Below are 15,716 nucleotides of genomic sequence, written 5' to 3'. Positions count from 1 at the left end.
TCTGGCTAGCCTTTGACGGCCGCGCCGAGGTCGGTGGCGGTGAAGAAGCGCTGGAACACGACGAACAGGATGACGACGGGGAACGCGAGAGCCGTGGCTCCGGCGAGGATCGCCCCGTTCGGGTTCGCAGTGGACTGCGCGACGTTGGAGATGTAGTTCGCGAGGGAGACGGCGAGCGGCTGCAGCGTCGCATCCTTCGTGATCAGGAACGGCCACAGGAACTCGTTCCAGGGGCCGATGAAGGTGACCAGCACCACCGTCACCAGTACGGGACGGATCAGTGGGATGGCCACCGAGGTGAGCAGGCGGATCTCGCCCGCACCGTCGATGCGGGCGGCCTCGAAGATCTCCACGGGCAGCGCCTTGAAGAACTGCACGAAGATGAACACCGCCGTCGTGTTGATCAGGAACGGCAGGATCATGCCCATGTACGAGTCGCCCAGACCGTAGTTGCGGGTGATCTGCACGTAGAGCGGGATCATCAGCAGCTGGAACGGCACCATCTGCACGAGCAGCATCAGCACCCAGACGACACCGCGACCGCGGAAGTCGAGGCGCGCGATCGCGTATCCGGCCAGCAGGCCGAACACGACCGTGCCGAGCAGCACGCCCGCCGTGAAGATCAGGGAGTTGAGCAGCGAGCCCATCAGATCGATGCGCGAGTCGATCGCGAGGAAGTTGTCGACCGTCCAGCCGCCGGTGGGCAGCAGTTCGCTCGGCGAGTTCGTCGGGTTCTCCTGGAACGCCCCGACCAGCATGAAGTAGAACGGGAAGGCGAACCCGATCGCCGCGACCGTGAGCAGGATGATGCTCAGGATGCGGGGCAGTGAACGTCGGCGTTTCATCATCGCTCCCTGGTTGCACGGTTGGCGGCCAGCGACAGCATCCCGACCAGGATCACGAGGATCATGCCGATCGCCGCCGCCGTGTCGGGGTTCTGCTGCTGGATGCCCAGCTGGTAGATGAGCAGCACCGGGGTGGAGGAGGCCCCGTCAGGGCCGCCGCCGTTGGTGAGAAGGTACGGCTCGGTGAAGAGGTTGGCGCCGGTGATGATCGAGAGGATCAGCACGAGCGTGGTCGCGCTGCGCACCCCGGGGATCGTCACGTGCACGAAGCGCTTGAAAGGGCCGGCGCCGTCGGTCTCGGCCGACTCGTAGAGCTCCTTGGGCACGTTCTGCAGCGCGGCGAGGTACAGCAGGATGTAGAAGCCCAGCTGTTTCCAGGTCACGTAGAGCGCGATCATCGGCATCGCCAATCCGCTGTTCACGAGCCACGAGGGATCGGGAGCGAGCGGGCCGAGCACGGTGTTGATCAGGCCGTTGCCCGAGAACAGCAGCATCCATACGCCCACGAGCGAGACGCTCGCCGTCAGGTACGGCACGTAGAACGCCACGCGATACGCGGCGACCCAGCGGATGCCGGTGTTCAGGGCGGCTGCCAGGACGAGCGACAGCACCGCGGTGAGCGGCACGTTGATCACGAGGAACACGAGCGTGTTGCGGAACGAGTCCAGCACCCGCGGGTCCGTGAGCACCGTGACGAAGTTGTCGAACCCCACGAAGGGGCGGTCGACTTCGACATTGGGCGCAGTGAAGAAGTAGTCGTGGAAGGCGATGTAGACCGCGAACGCGAGCGGGTAGGCGAAGATCGCGATCACGAAGACGAAGTACGGCAGCGTGAAGAGGCCGCCGATCGGTTGCGCACCCAGCCATCGGGTGCGCAACCGCCGGTTGTCGGTCACGATGTCACTCGGCGACGAGCTTGTCGATCTTCTCCGCCGCGTTCGCGAGGAAGTCGTCGATCGAGTTCTTGCCGAAGATCACCGCGGCGGAGTACTCGTCGCGGAAGGCCTGCCAGGCCTCGACGGAGTTGGGGATGCTGGGCACATCAGCGGTCGCCTCGGCCTGTTCCGCGAACGCCACGTAGTTCGGGTTCGCGTCGAAGTAGTCCCCGTAGGTCTCGGTGAGGTCGGTGCGCATCGGCATCTGACCGGTCTGCTCGAGCAGCTCGCCATCGCTCTCGACGCTCGTGGAGAACTGCAGGAACTCCCATGCCGTGGCCTGGTTCTCGCAGGCCGTGAACATCGAGACGCTCTTGGAGTCCGCGAACGTGACGGGGTTCTCGCGGCCGTCGCTGGTCGGCACGGGCATGAAGCCGACGTCGACCGTGTCGGCGTACGACGGGATCGCCCAGGGGCCGGCGAGCTGCATGGCGGTGGTCCCGGCCGACATCGCGTCGTCCGTCGACGCCTCGTTCGGTGCGAGCTTCTCGTCGTAGAACGTCTTCCAGAACTCGGCGACGGTCTTGCCCGCCTCGTCATCGAAGGTGGACTTGCCGTCTTCCACGAGCATGGTGCCGTCGGTCTCAGCGAGGTACAGCGGGTAGAAGTCGAACCACGGCTGGTAGAACTCGCTGGTCGGCGCCGGCCAGATGGCGCTCTGCACGCCCGACTCGACGATGGCGCGAGAGCCCTCGAGGAAGTCGTCGTAGGTGTTCATCTGGGGATCTTCCGGGTCGATGCCCGCCGCCTCGAACAGCGCCTTGTTGTACATGACCATGACGGGGTTCGACTTCCACGGCAGCTGGTAGAAGCTCTTGTCCGTCGCGTAGGCGTCGACCGAGCCGCTGCGTTCGGTGATGTAGTCGCTGCCGCCCTCGAACGTGCTGAGATCGACGAGCCCGCCCTGTTTGACCCAGCCGGATACGGCGGCCGGGGCGACGTTGTAGACCAGGCACGGTGCGGTGCCGGCGGTGATGGCGGCGGTGATGGCTTCCTCCGACGAGGAGCCGGCGGGGATCTCCTGCGCGGTGACCTTCTCATCGGGGTGGTCGGCGTTCCAGGCCTCGACCACGGCCGTGCCCCAGGCGACCTCCTGCTCGTTGTTCGAGAGCCAGACGTTGATGGGGCCGGTGCCTTCGGCGGAGCCGGCGTCCCCTTCTCCACCGCCTCCGGCGGAGCATCCGGTGGCGACGAGCGCGACGGCGCCGATGAGCGCGACTGCACGGATCTTCTTCATGGTGTCCTCCTCGACACAGTGGGTGATGCGGTCGACGGCGCAGCGGTGCTCTCGCGGAAGTGCACGACGTTGCAGTCGACGATCTCGGTGCGCGGGTGCGCTCCGAGGATGTCTGCCCGCAGCAGGCGGGCGGCGGCGCGGCCTCGGGCCGCGGGGTCGGATGAGACGCTGGTGAGCGCCGGGGACAGATGCGCCGACAGGTGGTCGTCGTCGAATCCGGAGATCGCGAGGTCATCGGGGATGACGAGACTCTGCGAGCGGGCGAACGAGAGACCGGCGATCGCCATGGTGTCGTTCGAGTAGACGATGGCGGTCGGACGCTGGGGGAGGGCGAGCAGCTCCTCCGTCAGGGCGCGACCGCTCGCGGCGGTGAAGTCGCCCTCGCGCAGCAGGGCGTCATCGCCCATCGTGGCGATGTAGGCGTCGGCGCGGGCACGCGAGTGCACGTAGTCGAGCGGGCCGGAGACGTGCGCGATGCGCTCATGGCCCGCAGCGCGCAGATGCCCGATGATCTCGCGGACGGGAGCCGCGTCATCGGTGCGGACGCAGGAGAACGCGGTGGGCTGCTCGTATGCGCCGACCAGTACGGTCGGAAGGCCGAGGTCGTCGAGGAACGGCACGCGCCAGTCGTCGTCGCGCAGATCGAGCAGCAGAGCGCCGTCGGCGCGGCCGTGGGTGAGTGCCCGGTAGGCACGCTCCTCGGCCTCCCGGTCCGGCACGACCTGCAGGATCAGCGCGGTCTCGGTCTCGGACAGCACCGACTCGACCCCGGCGATGAAGGCGGGGAAGAACGAGTCGTTGGCGATGACCTCAGGGTCGCGGGCGAGCACGACGGCGACGGCGTTGGCCCGACGTGTGGCGAGGGCTCTGGCGCTCTGGCTCGGCACCCAGTTCAGCTTCTCGGCCGCAGCCAGCACCTTCGCCCTGGTCTCTTCCGAGATGGGGCGATTGCCGCTCAGTGCGTGCGAGACCGTGGCCTTCGTCACGCCTGCTTCGCGAGCGACATCGGCGATCGTCGTGCGGCTCATGCCACCTCCTCGTGGGAATGACCCACGCAGCGAGGTGGGTACGGCAGTGAGCGTAAACCGGTTTGATTGCAGAAGTCAATGGGGTTGCCGAGGTCCCCCAGGTGTAGGGGGATGGGGGGAGAACCGATGCACGGTGGGCGGCCGAGGCCCTCAGTGAGTGGCGTCCCACCAGTCCAGGACACGGGTCCCGAACAGGGTCAGCCACCGGGACGGAGCACCTTCGGCGGCATCCACCGAGACCCAGCTGCGGCCGAGCAGCGGCGCACCCTGGCGCCAGGTCCCGTCCGGGAGACGGGAGCCGCGCACGAGCGCCACCGCATCGTCGAGTCGCGGATCCGGACGGCTTCCCTCGTGCAGGGAGACCGCACGGAAGTGGTCGAGCGCGGTCAGCGCACTGTAGCGATAGCGATGTGGATACGTGAACTCGTGAACGAAGTCGCCCACCGGCTCTCCGGTCGACAGTCGGTAGAGCAGTCGGCGCCGCAACAGGTACTCCTCGCCACCGTGCCGAGCATCGCGGGCGGAGTCGTCGCCGGTGAGCTGTTCGTAGTACAGGAGCTCCCGCACCGCGTTGAGGGTGGAGTGGAACGACGACCTCGTCGACCTCCCCTCCTCGGCTTCGCAGTTCCAGCCGCCGTCCGCGAGGCGATGATCCACGAACCACCGGGCCAGCGCGCTCATGTCGACCCCGAGCCATGCTCCGGTGGCGAGGGTGAACGCGTTGATGCACACGTCGACCTCGCCGTCCCAGTACGGCAGGTCCTCGTACTCCCAGCGGCTGTTCGCCGCCAGTTTCTCTGCGGTGCCGTGCAGGACGGATGCGTCCACCCCCGCGTCACGCAGGTCCTTCAAGGTCCAGGTGGTGGCGACCCACGGCTGGCCGGGCGCATCGGCCTCGGGGCTCTCGGCGAAGCCGCCGGGGAAGTAGGCCCCTCCCGCCCACTGCCCGTCGGGGTCCTGTCGCGCGAGCAGCGCGGCGCCGAAACCCTCGGTCGCCACGCGGGCCCTCGTCGCCTGCCAGACCTGGGGGGTGGCGCCTGTGAGATCGCGCTCGACCTGCCAGCGCAGGCTCGGATCGGAGTCGAGCAGCCAGTCACGGACGCCGGAAGAGATCGCCATGCGCGGAACGCTACTCCTGACAGGCGACTCCTGGGGTGGCATCCCCTCGCCAACAGGGTCTGGACAGCGACCTCTGCAGGGTCGACACTTGTCGCATTGGGGTGTGACGCTGGGGTCATGCACCCCAGAAACGGGGATTGTCATGATCGGTCCTGTCCAGATCGCACTGCCCGATGGCGGTAGCGCCGACCTGTTCCTTCTGCGATTCAGCCATGACGGCTCGCTGCTCAGCAAGCAGACTGCGGCGATGGCGGTCGAGCGCGCGCGGACCGCGACCGACGTGTACGTGTTCTCGCACGGCTGGAACAACGTGTTCGCCGATGCGAAGCGGGAGTACACGGACTTCATCCAGGGCTACATCGCCCAGCGCGAGGAGTTCGGGATCACGGTGCCCGATGACTATCGCCCCGTGCTGATCGGCATCATCTGGCCGTCGACCTGGTTCGTGAAGCAATCGGAGGAGGGGCCCGCGATCGCGGCGACCGCCGAATCGGAGGGGATGGCGGAGGGGAGCGTCGAGGCACTCCTCGACGAGGTCGGTGATTCCCTCCCGGCGGAGAACCGCGCCGCACTGATCGAACTCCTCGACGGCGTGGAGCTGCTCGATGAGGACGATGCGCGTCAGGCGGCCGGCCTCGTGTCCGGCCTCTGGAAGGACCGGGACGAGACATCGATGGCCCCGCCGGACCTGAACCAGATCCTGATGGCGTGGGCGGCGCTCGACGGAAACGTCGAACCGTATGAAGACGACGGGATCGCCGGGGTCATCGTCGAGGACGCACCCGATGCGGAGGCGGAGCGATTCGTGATCGCCGGAGGCGGCTTCGATCCGCGCACGATCCTCCGCCTGGCGAGCGTGTGGAAGATCAAGTCCCGCGCCGGTCTGGTCGGCCGACACGGTGTCGGGCCTGTCCTGGCTCAGCTGCTCGAGAGCAGCGCGCGACTGCACCTGATCGGCCACTCCTACGGTGCCCGTGTGCTGCTCTCCGCGATCGCGCGGACGAAGCTCCGCAGATCCGTGCATTCGCTCCTGCTGCTGCAGCCCGCGGTCAACCGCTGGTGCTTTGCGAAGAAGGTGGGGGAGACGGGGAAGAAGGGGGGCTACGCGAACGTCCCGGAGCGGGTCGAACGTCCGATCATGCTCACCTTCTCCGAGCACGACTTCCCGCTGCACGAGGTGTTCCACCTCTTCGTCCGCGGTGACAACCTCGGCGAGTTCAACGCGGCCGCGATCGGCGACACCGACACCTACGGCGCACTCGGTGGGTACGGCCCCAGCGGCATCGCATTCACCGCGCCGAACGCGCTGGCGCCCGGGGAACGGCATGAGCTCACGGGCGAGATCGTGGCGGTGAACGGCAGCGTGCTCATCGACGGCGAGAAAGCCATCGGCGGCCACGGCGACGTCAACAAGCCGATCACCTGGTGGATGCTGCACACCCTGACCAAGAGATGAGGCAGCTGCCGTGGCCGACCAGATCATGCGGAAATGGAAGCTCGCGGCGCTCCATGTCGCGCTCGACCTGAGCGAGCACACCCCGCAGGTGCGATCACGGCTCGCCGGCTTCGTCGACGGACAGGAGCAGACCTTCTGGGAACGCACTGATCACCTCACCGACTTCGGTCTGGACGTCTCGGCCGACGTGCAGGGGCGCTTGCGGATGCCGTCGGCGCTGAGCCGCGCGGTGGAGGACACGATGGGGGCCGAGCTGCGGGCCGAATCGGCGCTGTGGCTGCGGCTCGAACCGCCCTACGGCTATCTCGGCGCGGCGCCGTGGGAGCAGCTGGGCGAGCGCATCCGCATCCCCGTCATCCGCGTTCCCGATCATCTGCCCGTCTCCGTCCGGCTCGGACGGATCCATCGCATCGCGGTGATCGTGACCCAGCCCCCGCGCGCACGCTGGGGTGCTGCGCATGCGCGGGCGCTGGTCTGGGCTCTCGACGAGCGCATCCCCGGCGTCGAGATCGAACTCTTCCCGGATGCGAGAACCGCCGTGCCCCTGCGGCGGGGGCTGCTGCCGGCATCCGTCACGCTCCATGACCCGGCGCACGCGCCGGCGAAGGCCGTGCGCATCACGAGGGGTCCGCGCTCGGTGCCGGGTCTGCGCTCCCTGGAGTCCGACGACGACCCTCGCCTGCTGTGGATGGAGTGGATCACCGGAGAGCTCGCCGATCGCGCCGTCTCGGCAGTGCATGTGGCCGCGGTCGGGATCGCCAGCGCCGAGCGATCGATGCTCGCGGTCGCCGGGCACCCGGGGGCGGAAGTCGGCGACATCCGTGGTTCCGTCGACGCGGATGACCTGTGGTTCATGGCCGACATGCTCGGGGCCTCGACCGTGTCGATCGCCGCCCCGGAGTCGCGGCGTGTCGACGTGGGAGCGCGGATGGTCGCCGACCGTCTCGGGCAGCTGCGGCCGGGGCCGACCGTGTTCAGCGCGATCCGCCAGGACCCGGACGCCACCGCGCTCGCCGACATCCACTCGTTCCTCGCGAGCAGGCAGGAACGGCAGCTGCCGAGCGACCCGTCGTGGTTCGGCTACCTGCAGCCGGAGGCGATCGTCGATGCGCTGGATGCCCCGGCGGCTGAGCCCGATGAGGCCGGTTCGGAGGCGCCGCTGCTGCGGGCGATCCTGCTCCCCGGGGTCCCGGCGGCATCCGCCTCCCGGATGCCGCTCCCCTCGACCTCGCTCCCCGAGCCGGCAGGCTCCGGGTCGTATGAGGAGCTTGTGGAGGTGCCGCGCTGGGCGGCGTCGGCGTCGCGGTTCATCGAGACGCGTCAGGCCGAGATGATCTCGCGCGCATCGTCGGAGGAGACTCCCGCGTCGCAGGCGCATGAGAGTGCGACCAGTCAGGCGCTCGCCGACATCCAGAGCCTCGTGCAACAGCACCTCGGAGGTGTCTGATGGGCATGATCGTCGCCTTCACCCCGGTCGACAAGGCATCGGCCATGGTGTCGTTGTTCAAGTCGTCGGTGGAGATCGAGGACATGGATGTACCCCGGCGGGTGGTCATCAAGCCGCTGCAGGGTGCCGATGCGAAGGCACGAGGCGAGGAGCTCGCCCGGTTGCTGGGCCGTCATCGGCCGACGAAGCAGGCCATCGACCAGGCGCTCGGGGTGGATGCCGACACCGCGCCCTCGACCATCTACTTCCGCCTCGCGATGCCGGCCGCCGATGCGCTCCCGTGGGAACAGTTGTACGTCGAACCACGGGGCTTCGTCGCCCTCGACGCGCGCTGGCCCATCGCCCGCGTCGCCCGCCGTGTGCACGAGGTCGCTCAGCGCACCTTCGAGGCGCCGCTCCGCATCGTCGCGGTGCTCTCGGCCGCCGACCGCGACGGGGTGCCTCAGCTGGATGCGCTCGCCACCGCGATCGTCGCGGCGCGGCTGCAGGGGCTGGCGGTGGGGCTGCACGTGATCACCGGGGATCCGGCCGTCACCGCCCGCGTGGAGGAGCTCGCCGATCCGGGCGTCACGGTCGAGACGATCGCCACCGATCCGGTCGCGGTCGTGCGGCAGATCGCGGCGGCCCGGGCCCACCTGCTGCACGTGCTGTGCCACGGCGGCTACGCGGCCCCTGGAGTCATGGGGCTCTCGTTCGCCACCCGGCGGGACTTCCTGTCGCGCGCGAAGGCGGGCAGGGTCGCGGTGTCGGTCGACATGATGGCCGCAGCGCTCAAGCGCGAGGATCAGGGAGAGGGTCCCTGGCTCGTGGTGCTGGCGGCGTGCGAGACCGCGAACGCCGCCGCCGCCCCGTCGACGGCCCACGAGCTCGTGAACAGCGGCGTGCCCGCCGTCATCGGCATGCGCCGTGTCGTCGACCTCTCGGCGACAGATGCGTTCTGCGCGCGGGTGTACCCCGAGCTGCTGGCCATGGTGGCCGCCGCCGTGGCCGCCGCCGACGGCTCTCCCCATCACCGGATCGAGTGGGCGCCGGCGTTGACCGCGCCCCGCCTGGCCGCCGCGGGAGGGGAGCCGGCCAGCGAGGACGGCTGGTCGGATCCGGTGCTCTACGTGCAGCAGGAGCACCTGCTCGTGTACACGCCGGCGGCCGCCGACCCGCACGCGCGGGAGCGTGCGGCGCTGCGCGATCGGTTGGCGGAGTATGAGCTGTTCGCGAAGACCCTGGATCCACGGTCGACGCCGAAGGAGATCATCGCGACCGTGACGAAGGAGATCACGCGACTGCGGAAGGCGCTCAGCGAGGTGGAGGCATGACCTCGCGGGCCGCGCTTCCGCGCCGCATCCAGATCGATGCCTGGGCGGGGAAGCGTGCGAGCGGGCGTATCGCCGGGGGAGGCCTCGCGTGGGGAGCGGCGCCGCTCGGCGGACCGCACGAACCGCTCGATCTCGAGGTGCCGGCGGACCTGACGCAGTGGGAGCATGAGGACGTCGGCTACGGCATCCTCGTTCCGGATGACGAGGCCGGCGAGTGGTCGAAGGCGAAGGTGACGGGCGCCGACCTCGCCCCCTCGTTGCGACGTCTGCTCGCCGCCAGGAAGAAGACGGTCGTGCTGCGCTGGCGGCCCGCGCACGGTGCCACCCGCGTGCGGCGCTACTACCCGGACGGACGAGCGAGCGACCTGCGGATCGGTCTCACGGCGTTCGGGACCGGGATCGAGAAGCTGCCGCGCTACGTGCTGATCGCCGCTCCGCCCGCGGTGATCCCGTGGGAGGTGCAGTACGCGTTCGCGCTGCGCCACGCGGTCGGGCGTCTGCCGTTCACAGGAGACGACTTCGCGCACTACGTGGATGCGATGCTCGACGGACCTGACGGATGGGATGCGGCGCCACCTGCCGGAGGAACGGCGGCGGTCTGGGCGGTCGATCACGGATCGCGCGACATCACCCGGCTCATGAAGACGGCCCTCGCCGAGCCGCTGGTCGCGGAGCTCACCGACCCGCGCATGAAGGTGCAGAGCCTGAAGGATGCGGATGCCACCAGCGACCTGCTGCTGAAAGCCCTGCGCGCACGCCCGACACTGGTCGTGACTTCGAGCCATGGTGCGACCCCGCTCGATCAGGCCGAGATGACCCGCACGCTCGGGCTACCGGTCGATCGTGACAAGAACACGCTCCCGATCGACGATCTGGTGGCCGAGATGCCGTCCGGCGCGGTCTGGTTCGCCCAGGCCTGCTGCTCGGCCGGAGCCGATGGGCAGAGCAGCTACCGTGATCTGCTCGAGGAGGGGACGATGGCGCGGTCGATCGTGGACGCCGTGGCGCTGCAGGGTTCGATCGTCGCTCCCGGTCCCGCGCAGCTGCTGGCCAGGGAGAAGCCGGTGCGGGGCGTGCTAGCCCACGTCGAGCCGACCTTCGACGTCACGCTGCGCGACCCTGCGACCAAGCAGCGGTTCACGCACGACATCGTGGCGGGGCTGACCGATCACCTCCACGCGGGGCGGCCGCTCGGACTGATCCTGGCGGACTACTACGCCGGGATCGGGCCCATCCTGCGGGACTGGGCTGACCAGGCGGCGAAGTACGACGAGCCTGCCACCGCCGATCCGGATGCGGCGGCGCGAGGCATGGTGCGGCTGCGTCTGACCGCGTGGGATCGTCAGGCCCTCGTGCTGCTCGGCGACCCGACCGTGCACATCCCGGCGATCATCTGAGCGGGACCGCGGTCGCTCAGACGAAGCGGACGGTCTGCTGCAGCCGGGTGCGCACGTCGAAGAGCTCGTTGCCGCCGATGGCCCGCGCGCCGGGAACGCCCTGGCGCAGCACCATCGCGAGCGCGCTGCGGCGCACGACGACGACGGGAACACCGCGGCTGGTGCCGAGCGGGGTCACCGCCTGGGCCAGATCGTCGTCGGGCAGCACGATGATCGCACCGCCGAAGCGCACGCGGGCAGCACGGGCGACGGCGCGCATGCGGGAGAGCGTGCCGGTGACCGGGGCGCGCGTACCGAGGCTCGGGCCGGTGATCTCGCCGCGGCGGAAGCCCACGACCCCGCCGAAGTCCTCGGACATGATTCCGTACAGGCCCGAAGGGCTCAGCACCACGTGGTCGAGCTTGTCATCGGCGTCCTTGCCCGCATCGACGTCGTGCCACACCGTGAACCCCATGCCGAGGTCCGAGACCGTGCGCGCGGTGGACTCCTCGGCCAGCGCGTCAGCCAGCATGCGGCGCAGCTCGCGCGGCGCCGAGCGCACCAGCGCGGGGTCGTACGGGTCGGGGACCTCGACGCCGCGCCCTGCCCACTCGCGGATCAGGACCAGGTAGCGCTCGCGTCGCCAGCCGCCGGGGTGGCCGTAGGAGCGGGCGCGGGGTCTCGTGTCGGCGCGTGCCGTCGGCGGACTCCATCCGCTCCAGGTGGTGTCGGTGGCCACGCCGGTGCGCCGGTCGTAGGCGGCGCGGTCGTCGGGGGTGCCCACCAGCTCCCACGCGCGCTGCACCTGGATGAACACGGCGGCGTCGCCACCCGTGTCGGGGTGCGTCTGCCGGAGGCGGAGCCGATACGCGCGCCGCAGTTCGGCATCGTCGACCGTGGCTTCCACGCCGAGGATCTCGTACGCCGAGGCGGAGAGCGGGCTGTCGAACATCGCTCTCCTTCCAGGTTCGCGGCATCCAGGATATCCGCCGTGGCTTGTGGGTTCGCCGGAGGCGGGCGTTCATAACTCCGGAAGAACCGAGGCGCCGGCCGTGCGGACCCCCGTCATTCCGCGGTTGCCGGTCGCCGGAGCGACCGTTCTTCCGGAGTTATGGACGGCGACCGCGGCTGCCGCGGCGACCGCGGGGCTCAGTCCGGGACGTCGACGATGCGTTCGACGCCGATCACGGGTGTGACGGCGCCGGCGGATGCCGCGGCGAGCTCATCCGTCAGCCGCGTGATCTCGGTCTCGGGCACCCAGAGTTCCAGGGTGGCGAGGGCCGCGTACTGCGGTTCGCCGAGTGTCGCGCCGTGGTGCGTGGCCCAGTCGCGCAGCAGGTTGTCGTAGCGGCCGGCATCCGCGTGCGCCACCTTGATGCACACCTGTGTGAGCGCCGACCGCCGCACGAGGGTGGCGAGGTCGAGCGTCTCGGAGACCGCCGACGAGTAAGCCCGCACGAGGCCGCCCGCACCGAGCTTCACACCCCCGAAGTACCGCGTGACCACCGCGACGACGTCGGTCAGCTCGCGTCGGCGCAGCACCTCGAGCATCGGCACTCCTGCCGTGCCCGAGGGCTCGCCGTCATCCGAGGAGCGGGCCTGATCGCCGAGCAGCCCGGTGACCATGGCGGTGCAGTTGTGGTTCGCATCCCAGGCGCGCTTGCGGATGCCGGCGATCACCGCCTCCGCCTCCTCCACAGAGCCGACCGGCTCGATGCGCGTGAGGAAGCGGGACTTGCGGATGCTGATCTCGTGCTCCACAGGTGCCGCGATCGTCGCGGGATACGTGCGGGTGGAAGCCATCCGCCTCAGGATATCCAGCCCGCACGACCGAACGCCCGGCTCAGCGGTCGACGAACGACATCTGCTGGGGGTTGTAGCGGTCGCCGCTGACCCCGATGCGTGTCGCGAGGGTCGAGAGATCGGCGACCTCATCGGCCGAGAGCGCGACGGTCGTGCTGCCGGCATTCTCGGCGATGCGGGCCGTGCGGCGCGTCCCGGGGATCGGCACGATCCAGGGCTGACGGGCGAGCAGCCAGGCGAGCGCGATCTGCCCCGAGGTCGCTCCCTTGGTGGCCGCGAGCTGTGCGACCTGGTCGACCAGCGTCTGATTGGCCGCGCGGTTCTCTGCACTGAACCGCGGAATCGTGGCACGGATGTCGCCCGACGCGAAGTCCGCTGCGGTGTCGACGGTGCCGGTGAGGAACCCCTTGCCGAGGGGGCTGAAGGGCACGAACCCGATGCCCAGCTCCGCCAGCACGGGCAGGACCTCGGCTTCGGGCTCGCGCGTCCACAGCGAGTACTCGCTCTGCAGTGCCGTGACCGGCTGCACGGCATGGGCGCGGCGGATGGTGTCGGCCGACGCCTCTGACAGTCCGAAGTGGCGCACCTTGCCTTCACGGATCAGGTCGGCGACGGTCCCGGCGACGTCTTCGATGGGGACGGCGGGGTCGACACGGTGCTGGTAGAAGAGGTCGATGGCGTCGGTGCGCAGGCTCCGGAGCGAGGCCTCGGCCACGCGCCGGATCTGTGCGGGACTGCTGTCCAGACCGACGCTCGCGCCGTTCTCGATCCGCCAGCCGAACTTGGTGGCGATGACGACCTCGTCGCGGAGCGGCTCGAGCGCCTCGCCCACGAGCTCTTCGTTCACATAGGGGCCGTAGACCTCGGCGGTGTCGAAGAAGGTGACGCCGTGATCCGGCGCCGAGCGCAGCACCGCGATCATGTCGTCGCGGCTTCCCGGGTTCGGCCCGTAGCTCTGCGACATCCCCATCGCGCCGAGTCCGATGGCCGAGACCTCGAGCCCCTGACCGAGAGTACGTGTGTGCATGAGTGATCCCTTCCCGTGCGCCGCGGGGTCATCCGCCGGCCGTGAGATCGACGCTACGCATCCTCGTTCCTTCGAGGGAGGGCCTGGTGAAACCCCTCACGGTGTCGGGGTGGCGTGCGAGATCGGTCGAATGATGGAGGCGCGATGCGGCGGCGGAGGGAACAATGTGAGGATGCCGTCCATCGAACCGCCGCACGACGCCGCCGACCCCGCGCGGCCGGCACGCACCTGGGCGGGACTGGTGGGATCATTGCGCATCGGCCAGGCCGTCATCACGGTCGTGCTGCTGGTGGTCGGGGTCGTCCGCGCCTCGACCGACGGTGTTCCGCTGCCCTGGTTGCTCGCTCTCTCGCTCGTGTTCCTCGGGTGGTACGGCGGGGGACTGCTGCTGGCCGAACGCACCGACGACCGACGCCTCGCGACCGGCTGGCTGCTGGGACTGAGCGCCATCTGGCTGGGTGCGGTCGCGATCTCGCCCGAGTTCGTCTGGCTCGCCTTCCCGCTCTGGCTGCTCGCCGGTTTCGTGATGCGGATGCGGTGGGCGATGCTGCTCAGCCTCGTGATCCTCGCCGTGGTGATCACCGCTCCGCTGCTGCATACGGGCACCACGAGCTACGCGAACGTGATCGGCCCCCTCGTCGGCGGCGTCTTCGCGTTCGGCATCTCCCGTGGCTATCTCGAACTTGTGCGCGACGGTCGCGAGCGCCGGCGGCTGATCGCATCGCTCGTCGCCACACAGGAGGAGATGGCCGCGCTGCAGGACGAGCTCGCGCGCACGCAGCGGGAGTCCGGTGCCACCGCCGAGCGCACCCGCGTCTCGCGCGACATCCACGACACGGTGGCGCAGAGCGTGTCGTCGATCGGGATGCTGGCACGCTCCGCGCTGGAGTCGGATGACGCTTCCCGGGCGAACCGTGCGCTCGAGCAGATCGCCGCACTCGCGGCGGACGGGCTCGCCGACGCACGCCGCATCGTCGACGAGCTGATGCCCGCCGAACTCGAGTCGACCGCGCTCGGCGAGGCTCTGGCGCGCATGCTCGACCGCTTCGCCGATGAGACCGGCATCACGGCGACGCTGCACGCCGATGCCGACCTTCCCGCGCCGGGGCTGGCCGCCGAGGTCGCCCTGCTGCGCACCGCGCAGTCGGCGCTCGCCAACGTCCGCACGCACGCGCAGGCCGCACGCGTGGTCGTCACCTTGGCGGATGCCGGCGATTCCCTGCGCCTCGACATCGTCGACGATGGACGCGGTTTCGATGCGAGCCGCTGGGACCAGCATGGCGGTCAGGGCGGCGGCTACGGGCTGCGGTCGATGCGCGCCCGATTGCGCGAGCTCGGCGGGGGACTGGATGTGGAGAGCGCTCCCGGTGACGGCACGGCGCTGTCGGCATCCGTGCCGCTCGGACCGGTGGTGCCCGTGGCCCCGGCTGCCGCGCCCGCTGCGGAGACCACATGACCGCGCTCACCGTGCTCCTGGTCGACGACCATCCGATCGTCCGTGCCGGCGTGCGCTCGCTGTTCGATCGCCGTGATGACATCGCGGTGGTCGGCGAGGCGTCGTCGGGCGAGGAGGCCGTGGCCCTCACGCGGCACCTGCACCCCGATGTGGTGCTCTGCGACCTGCGCCTGGGCGAGGGGATGGACGGTGTGCAGACGACCGCGGCGCTGCGCGCGCTGGATCACGCGCCGGCGGTGATCATCCTCACGACGTTCGATCGGGATGCCGAGATCCTCGGCGCGATCGAGGCCGGCGCTGCCGGCTATCTGCGCAAGGACATCGCGCCGGATGACATCGTGCGGGCGATCCGCCAGGCCGCGAGCGGAGCGCTCGTGCTGACCGCCGAGCTCACGGAGCGCGTGGAGCGGGTCCGCCGGGCACCGCGGGTGCGCCTCACCGAGCGAGAGCTCGATGTGCTGCGCCTGCTCGACACCGGGTCCTCGAACCGCGAGATCGCGAAGACCCTCTTCGTCACCGAGGCGACGGTCAAGACGCACCTGGTGCACGTGTTCGAGAAGCTCGGCGCCGACAGTCGCGCCCGCGCGCTCGCGATCGCCCGTGAGTCCGGCCTGATCTGAGTGCAGCGGGTCCGCCGGCATCCGCATCTCCACCCTTCGATGGATCCGTGATCC

14 protein-coding genes are annotated in these 15,716 nt (G+C 69.7%); 6 read left to right on the top strand and 8 right to left on the bottom strand.

Annotation, left to right across the window (positions count from 1 at the left end; translation table 11 throughout):
- Nucleotides 1-5: 5 nt before the first annotated feature.
- From FB560_RS15830 to FB560_RS15810, 5 genes are all read right to left on the bottom strand, one after another.
- Complete coding sequence (locus FB560_RS15830) at nt 6-848, bottom strand: carbohydrate ABC transporter permease (protein WP_141873482.1); 843 nt, start codon at nt 846-848, stop codon at nt 6-8.
- Nucleotides 845-1,741, bottom strand: coding sequence for a carbohydrate ABC transporter permease (locus FB560_RS15825; protein ID WP_141873481.1), 897 nt, complete (start codon nt 1,739-1,741; stop codon nt 845-847). Before FB560_RS15825 ends, FB560_RS15830 begins: the two co-directional genes overlap by 4 nt.
- 4 nt (nt 1,742-1,745) lie before the next feature.
- Nucleotides 1,746-3,017, bottom strand: coding sequence for a sugar ABC transporter substrate-binding protein (locus FB560_RS15820; protein WP_141873480.1), 1,272 nt, complete (start codon nt 3,015-3,017; stop codon nt 1,746-1,748).
- Entirely contained in the window at nt 3,014-4,045 is a 1,032-nt protein-coding gene (locus FB560_RS15815) for a LacI family DNA-binding transcriptional regulator (RefSeq protein WP_141873479.1), read from the bottom strand. The genes FB560_RS15820 and FB560_RS15815 overlap by 4 nt, the downstream gene beginning before the upstream one ends.
- A 150-nt stretch (nt 4,046-4,195) precedes the next feature.
- Entirely contained in the window at nt 4,196-5,164 is a 969-nt protein-coding gene (locus tag FB560_RS15810; protein ID WP_141873478.1) for a squalene cyclase, read from the bottom strand.
- Between the two features lie 142 nt (nt 5,165-5,306).
- Here FB560_RS15810 and FB560_RS15805 point away from each other — a divergent pair, with 142 nt between their 5' ends.
- The 4 genes from FB560_RS15805 to FB560_RS15790 are packed head-to-tail and all read left to right on the top strand — an operon-like array spanning nt 5,307 to nt 10,777.
- Complete coding sequence (locus tag FB560_RS15805) at nt 5,307-6,620, top strand: hypothetical protein (protein WP_141873477.1); 1,314 nt, start codon at nt 5,307-5,309, stop codon at nt 6,618-6,620.
- Nucleotides 6,621-6,630: 10 nt separating this feature from the next.
- Complete coding sequence (locus FB560_RS15800; RefSeq protein WP_141873476.1) at nt 6,631-8,067, top strand: hypothetical protein; 1,437 nt, start codon at nt 6,631-6,633, stop codon at nt 8,065-8,067.
- Nucleotides 8,067-9,380, top strand: a complete 1,314-nt coding sequence (locus FB560_RS15795; RefSeq protein ID WP_141873475.1) for a CHAT domain-containing protein — start codon at nt 8,067-8,069, stop codon at nt 9,378-9,380. Before FB560_RS15800 ends, FB560_RS15795 begins: the two co-directional genes overlap by 1 nt.
- Entirely contained in the window at nt 9,377-10,777 is a 1,401-nt protein-coding gene (locus tag FB560_RS15790; RefSeq protein ID WP_141873474.1) for a hypothetical protein, read from the top strand. Before FB560_RS15795 ends, FB560_RS15790 begins: the two co-directional genes overlap by 4 nt.
- 16 nt (nt 10,778-10,793) lie before the next feature.
- On the opposite strand, the gene FB560_RS15785 is transcribed toward FB560_RS15790, so the two are convergent.
- The 3 genes from FB560_RS15785 to FB560_RS15775 all read right to left on the bottom strand — a co-directional run bounded on the left by FB560_RS15785 (nt 10,794) and on the right by FB560_RS15775 (nt 13,586).
- The gene (locus FB560_RS15785) at nt 10,794-11,708 is read right to left on the bottom strand and encodes a J domain-containing protein (RefSeq protein ID WP_141873473.1); all 915 of its coding nucleotides are present in this window, start codon (nt 11,706-11,708) and stop codon (nt 10,794-10,796) included.
- Between the two features lie 197 nt (nt 11,709-11,905).
- On the bottom strand, nt 11,906-12,559 hold the full coding sequence (locus FB560_RS15780) for an IMPACT family protein (RefSeq protein WP_141873472.1): 654 nt from the start codon (nt 12,557-12,559) through the stop codon (nt 11,906-11,908).
- A 40-nt stretch (nt 12,560-12,599) separates the two neighbouring features.
- On the bottom strand, nt 12,600-13,586 hold the full coding sequence (locus tag FB560_RS15775) for an aldo/keto reductase (RefSeq protein ID WP_141873471.1): 987 nt from the start codon (nt 13,584-13,586) through the stop codon (nt 12,600-12,602).
- Between the two features lie 172 nt (nt 13,587-13,758).
- On the opposite strand from FB560_RS15775, the gene FB560_RS15770 reads away from it, so the two are divergent.
- Nucleotides 13,759-15,042 (top strand): sensor histidine kinase, encoded by a 1,284-nt coding sequence (locus FB560_RS15770; RefSeq protein ID WP_229672878.1) that lies wholly within the window; start codon nt 13,759-13,761, stop codon nt 15,040-15,042.
- On the top strand, nt 15,039-15,662 hold the full coding sequence (locus FB560_RS15765; protein ID WP_141873469.1) for a response regulator: 624 nt from the start codon (nt 15,039-15,041) through the stop codon (nt 15,660-15,662). The genes FB560_RS15770 and FB560_RS15765 overlap by 4 nt, the downstream gene beginning before the upstream one ends.
- Nucleotides 15,663-15,716 lie beyond the last annotated feature (54 nt).

The sequence above is a fragment of the Microbacterium saperdae genome (assembly GCF_006716345.1).
GTDB classification, from domain to species: Bacteria; Actinomycetota; Actinomycetes; order Actinomycetales; family Microbacteriaceae; genus Microbacterium; species Microbacterium saperdae.
This window is presented reverse-complemented; position numbering and strand designations above follow the sequence as displayed.

What these genes read in the sequence shown, in the direction of transcription:
- FB560_RS15810 (WP_141873478.1), bottom strand. Translation starts at nt 5,164, where the DNA reads ATGGCGATCTCTTCCGGCGTCCGTGACTGGCTGCTCGACTCCGATCCG.
- FB560_RS15780 (WP_141873472.1), bottom strand. Translation starts at nt 12,559, where the DNA reads ATGGCTTCCACCCGCACGTATCCCGCGACGATCGCGGCACCTGTGGAG.
- FB560_RS15795 (WP_141873475.1), top strand. Translation starts at nt 8,067, where the DNA reads ATGGGCATGATCGTCGCCTTCACCCCGGTCGACAAGGCATCGGCCATG.
- FB560_RS15805 (WP_141873477.1), top strand. Translation starts at nt 5,307, where the DNA reads ATGATCGGTCCTGTCCAGATCGCACTGCCCGATGGCGGTAGCGCCGAC.
- FB560_RS15815 (WP_141873479.1), bottom strand. Translation starts at nt 4,045, where the DNA reads ATGAGCCGCACGACGATCGCCGATGTCGCTCGCGAAGCAGGCGTGACG.
- FB560_RS15765 (WP_141873469.1), top strand. Translation starts at nt 15,039, where the DNA reads ATGACCGCGCTCACCGTGCTCCTGGTCGACGACCATCCGATCGTCCGT.
- FB560_RS15770 (WP_229672878.1), top strand. Translation starts at nt 13,759, where the DNA reads ATGCCGTCCATCGAACCGCCGCACGACGCCGCCGACCCCGCGCGGCCG.
- FB560_RS15775 (WP_141873471.1), bottom strand. Translation starts at nt 13,586, where the DNA reads ATGCACACACGTACTCTCGGTCAGGGGCTCGAGGTCTCGGCCATCGGA.
- FB560_RS15830 (WP_141873482.1), bottom strand. Translation starts at nt 848, where the DNA reads ATGATGAAACGCCGACGTTCACTGCCCCGCATCCTGAGCATCATCCTG.
- FB560_RS15785 (WP_141873473.1), bottom strand. Translation starts at nt 11,708, where the DNA reads ATGTTCGACAGCCCGCTCTCCGCCTCGGCGTACGAGATCCTCGGCGTG.
- FB560_RS15790 (WP_141873474.1), top strand. Translation starts at nt 9,377, where the DNA reads ATGACCTCGCGGGCCGCGCTTCCGCGCCGCATCCAGATCGATGCCTGG.
- FB560_RS15820 (WP_141873480.1), bottom strand. Translation starts at nt 3,017, where the DNA reads ATGAAGAAGATCCGTGCAGTCGCGCTCATCGGCGCCGTCGCGCTCGTC.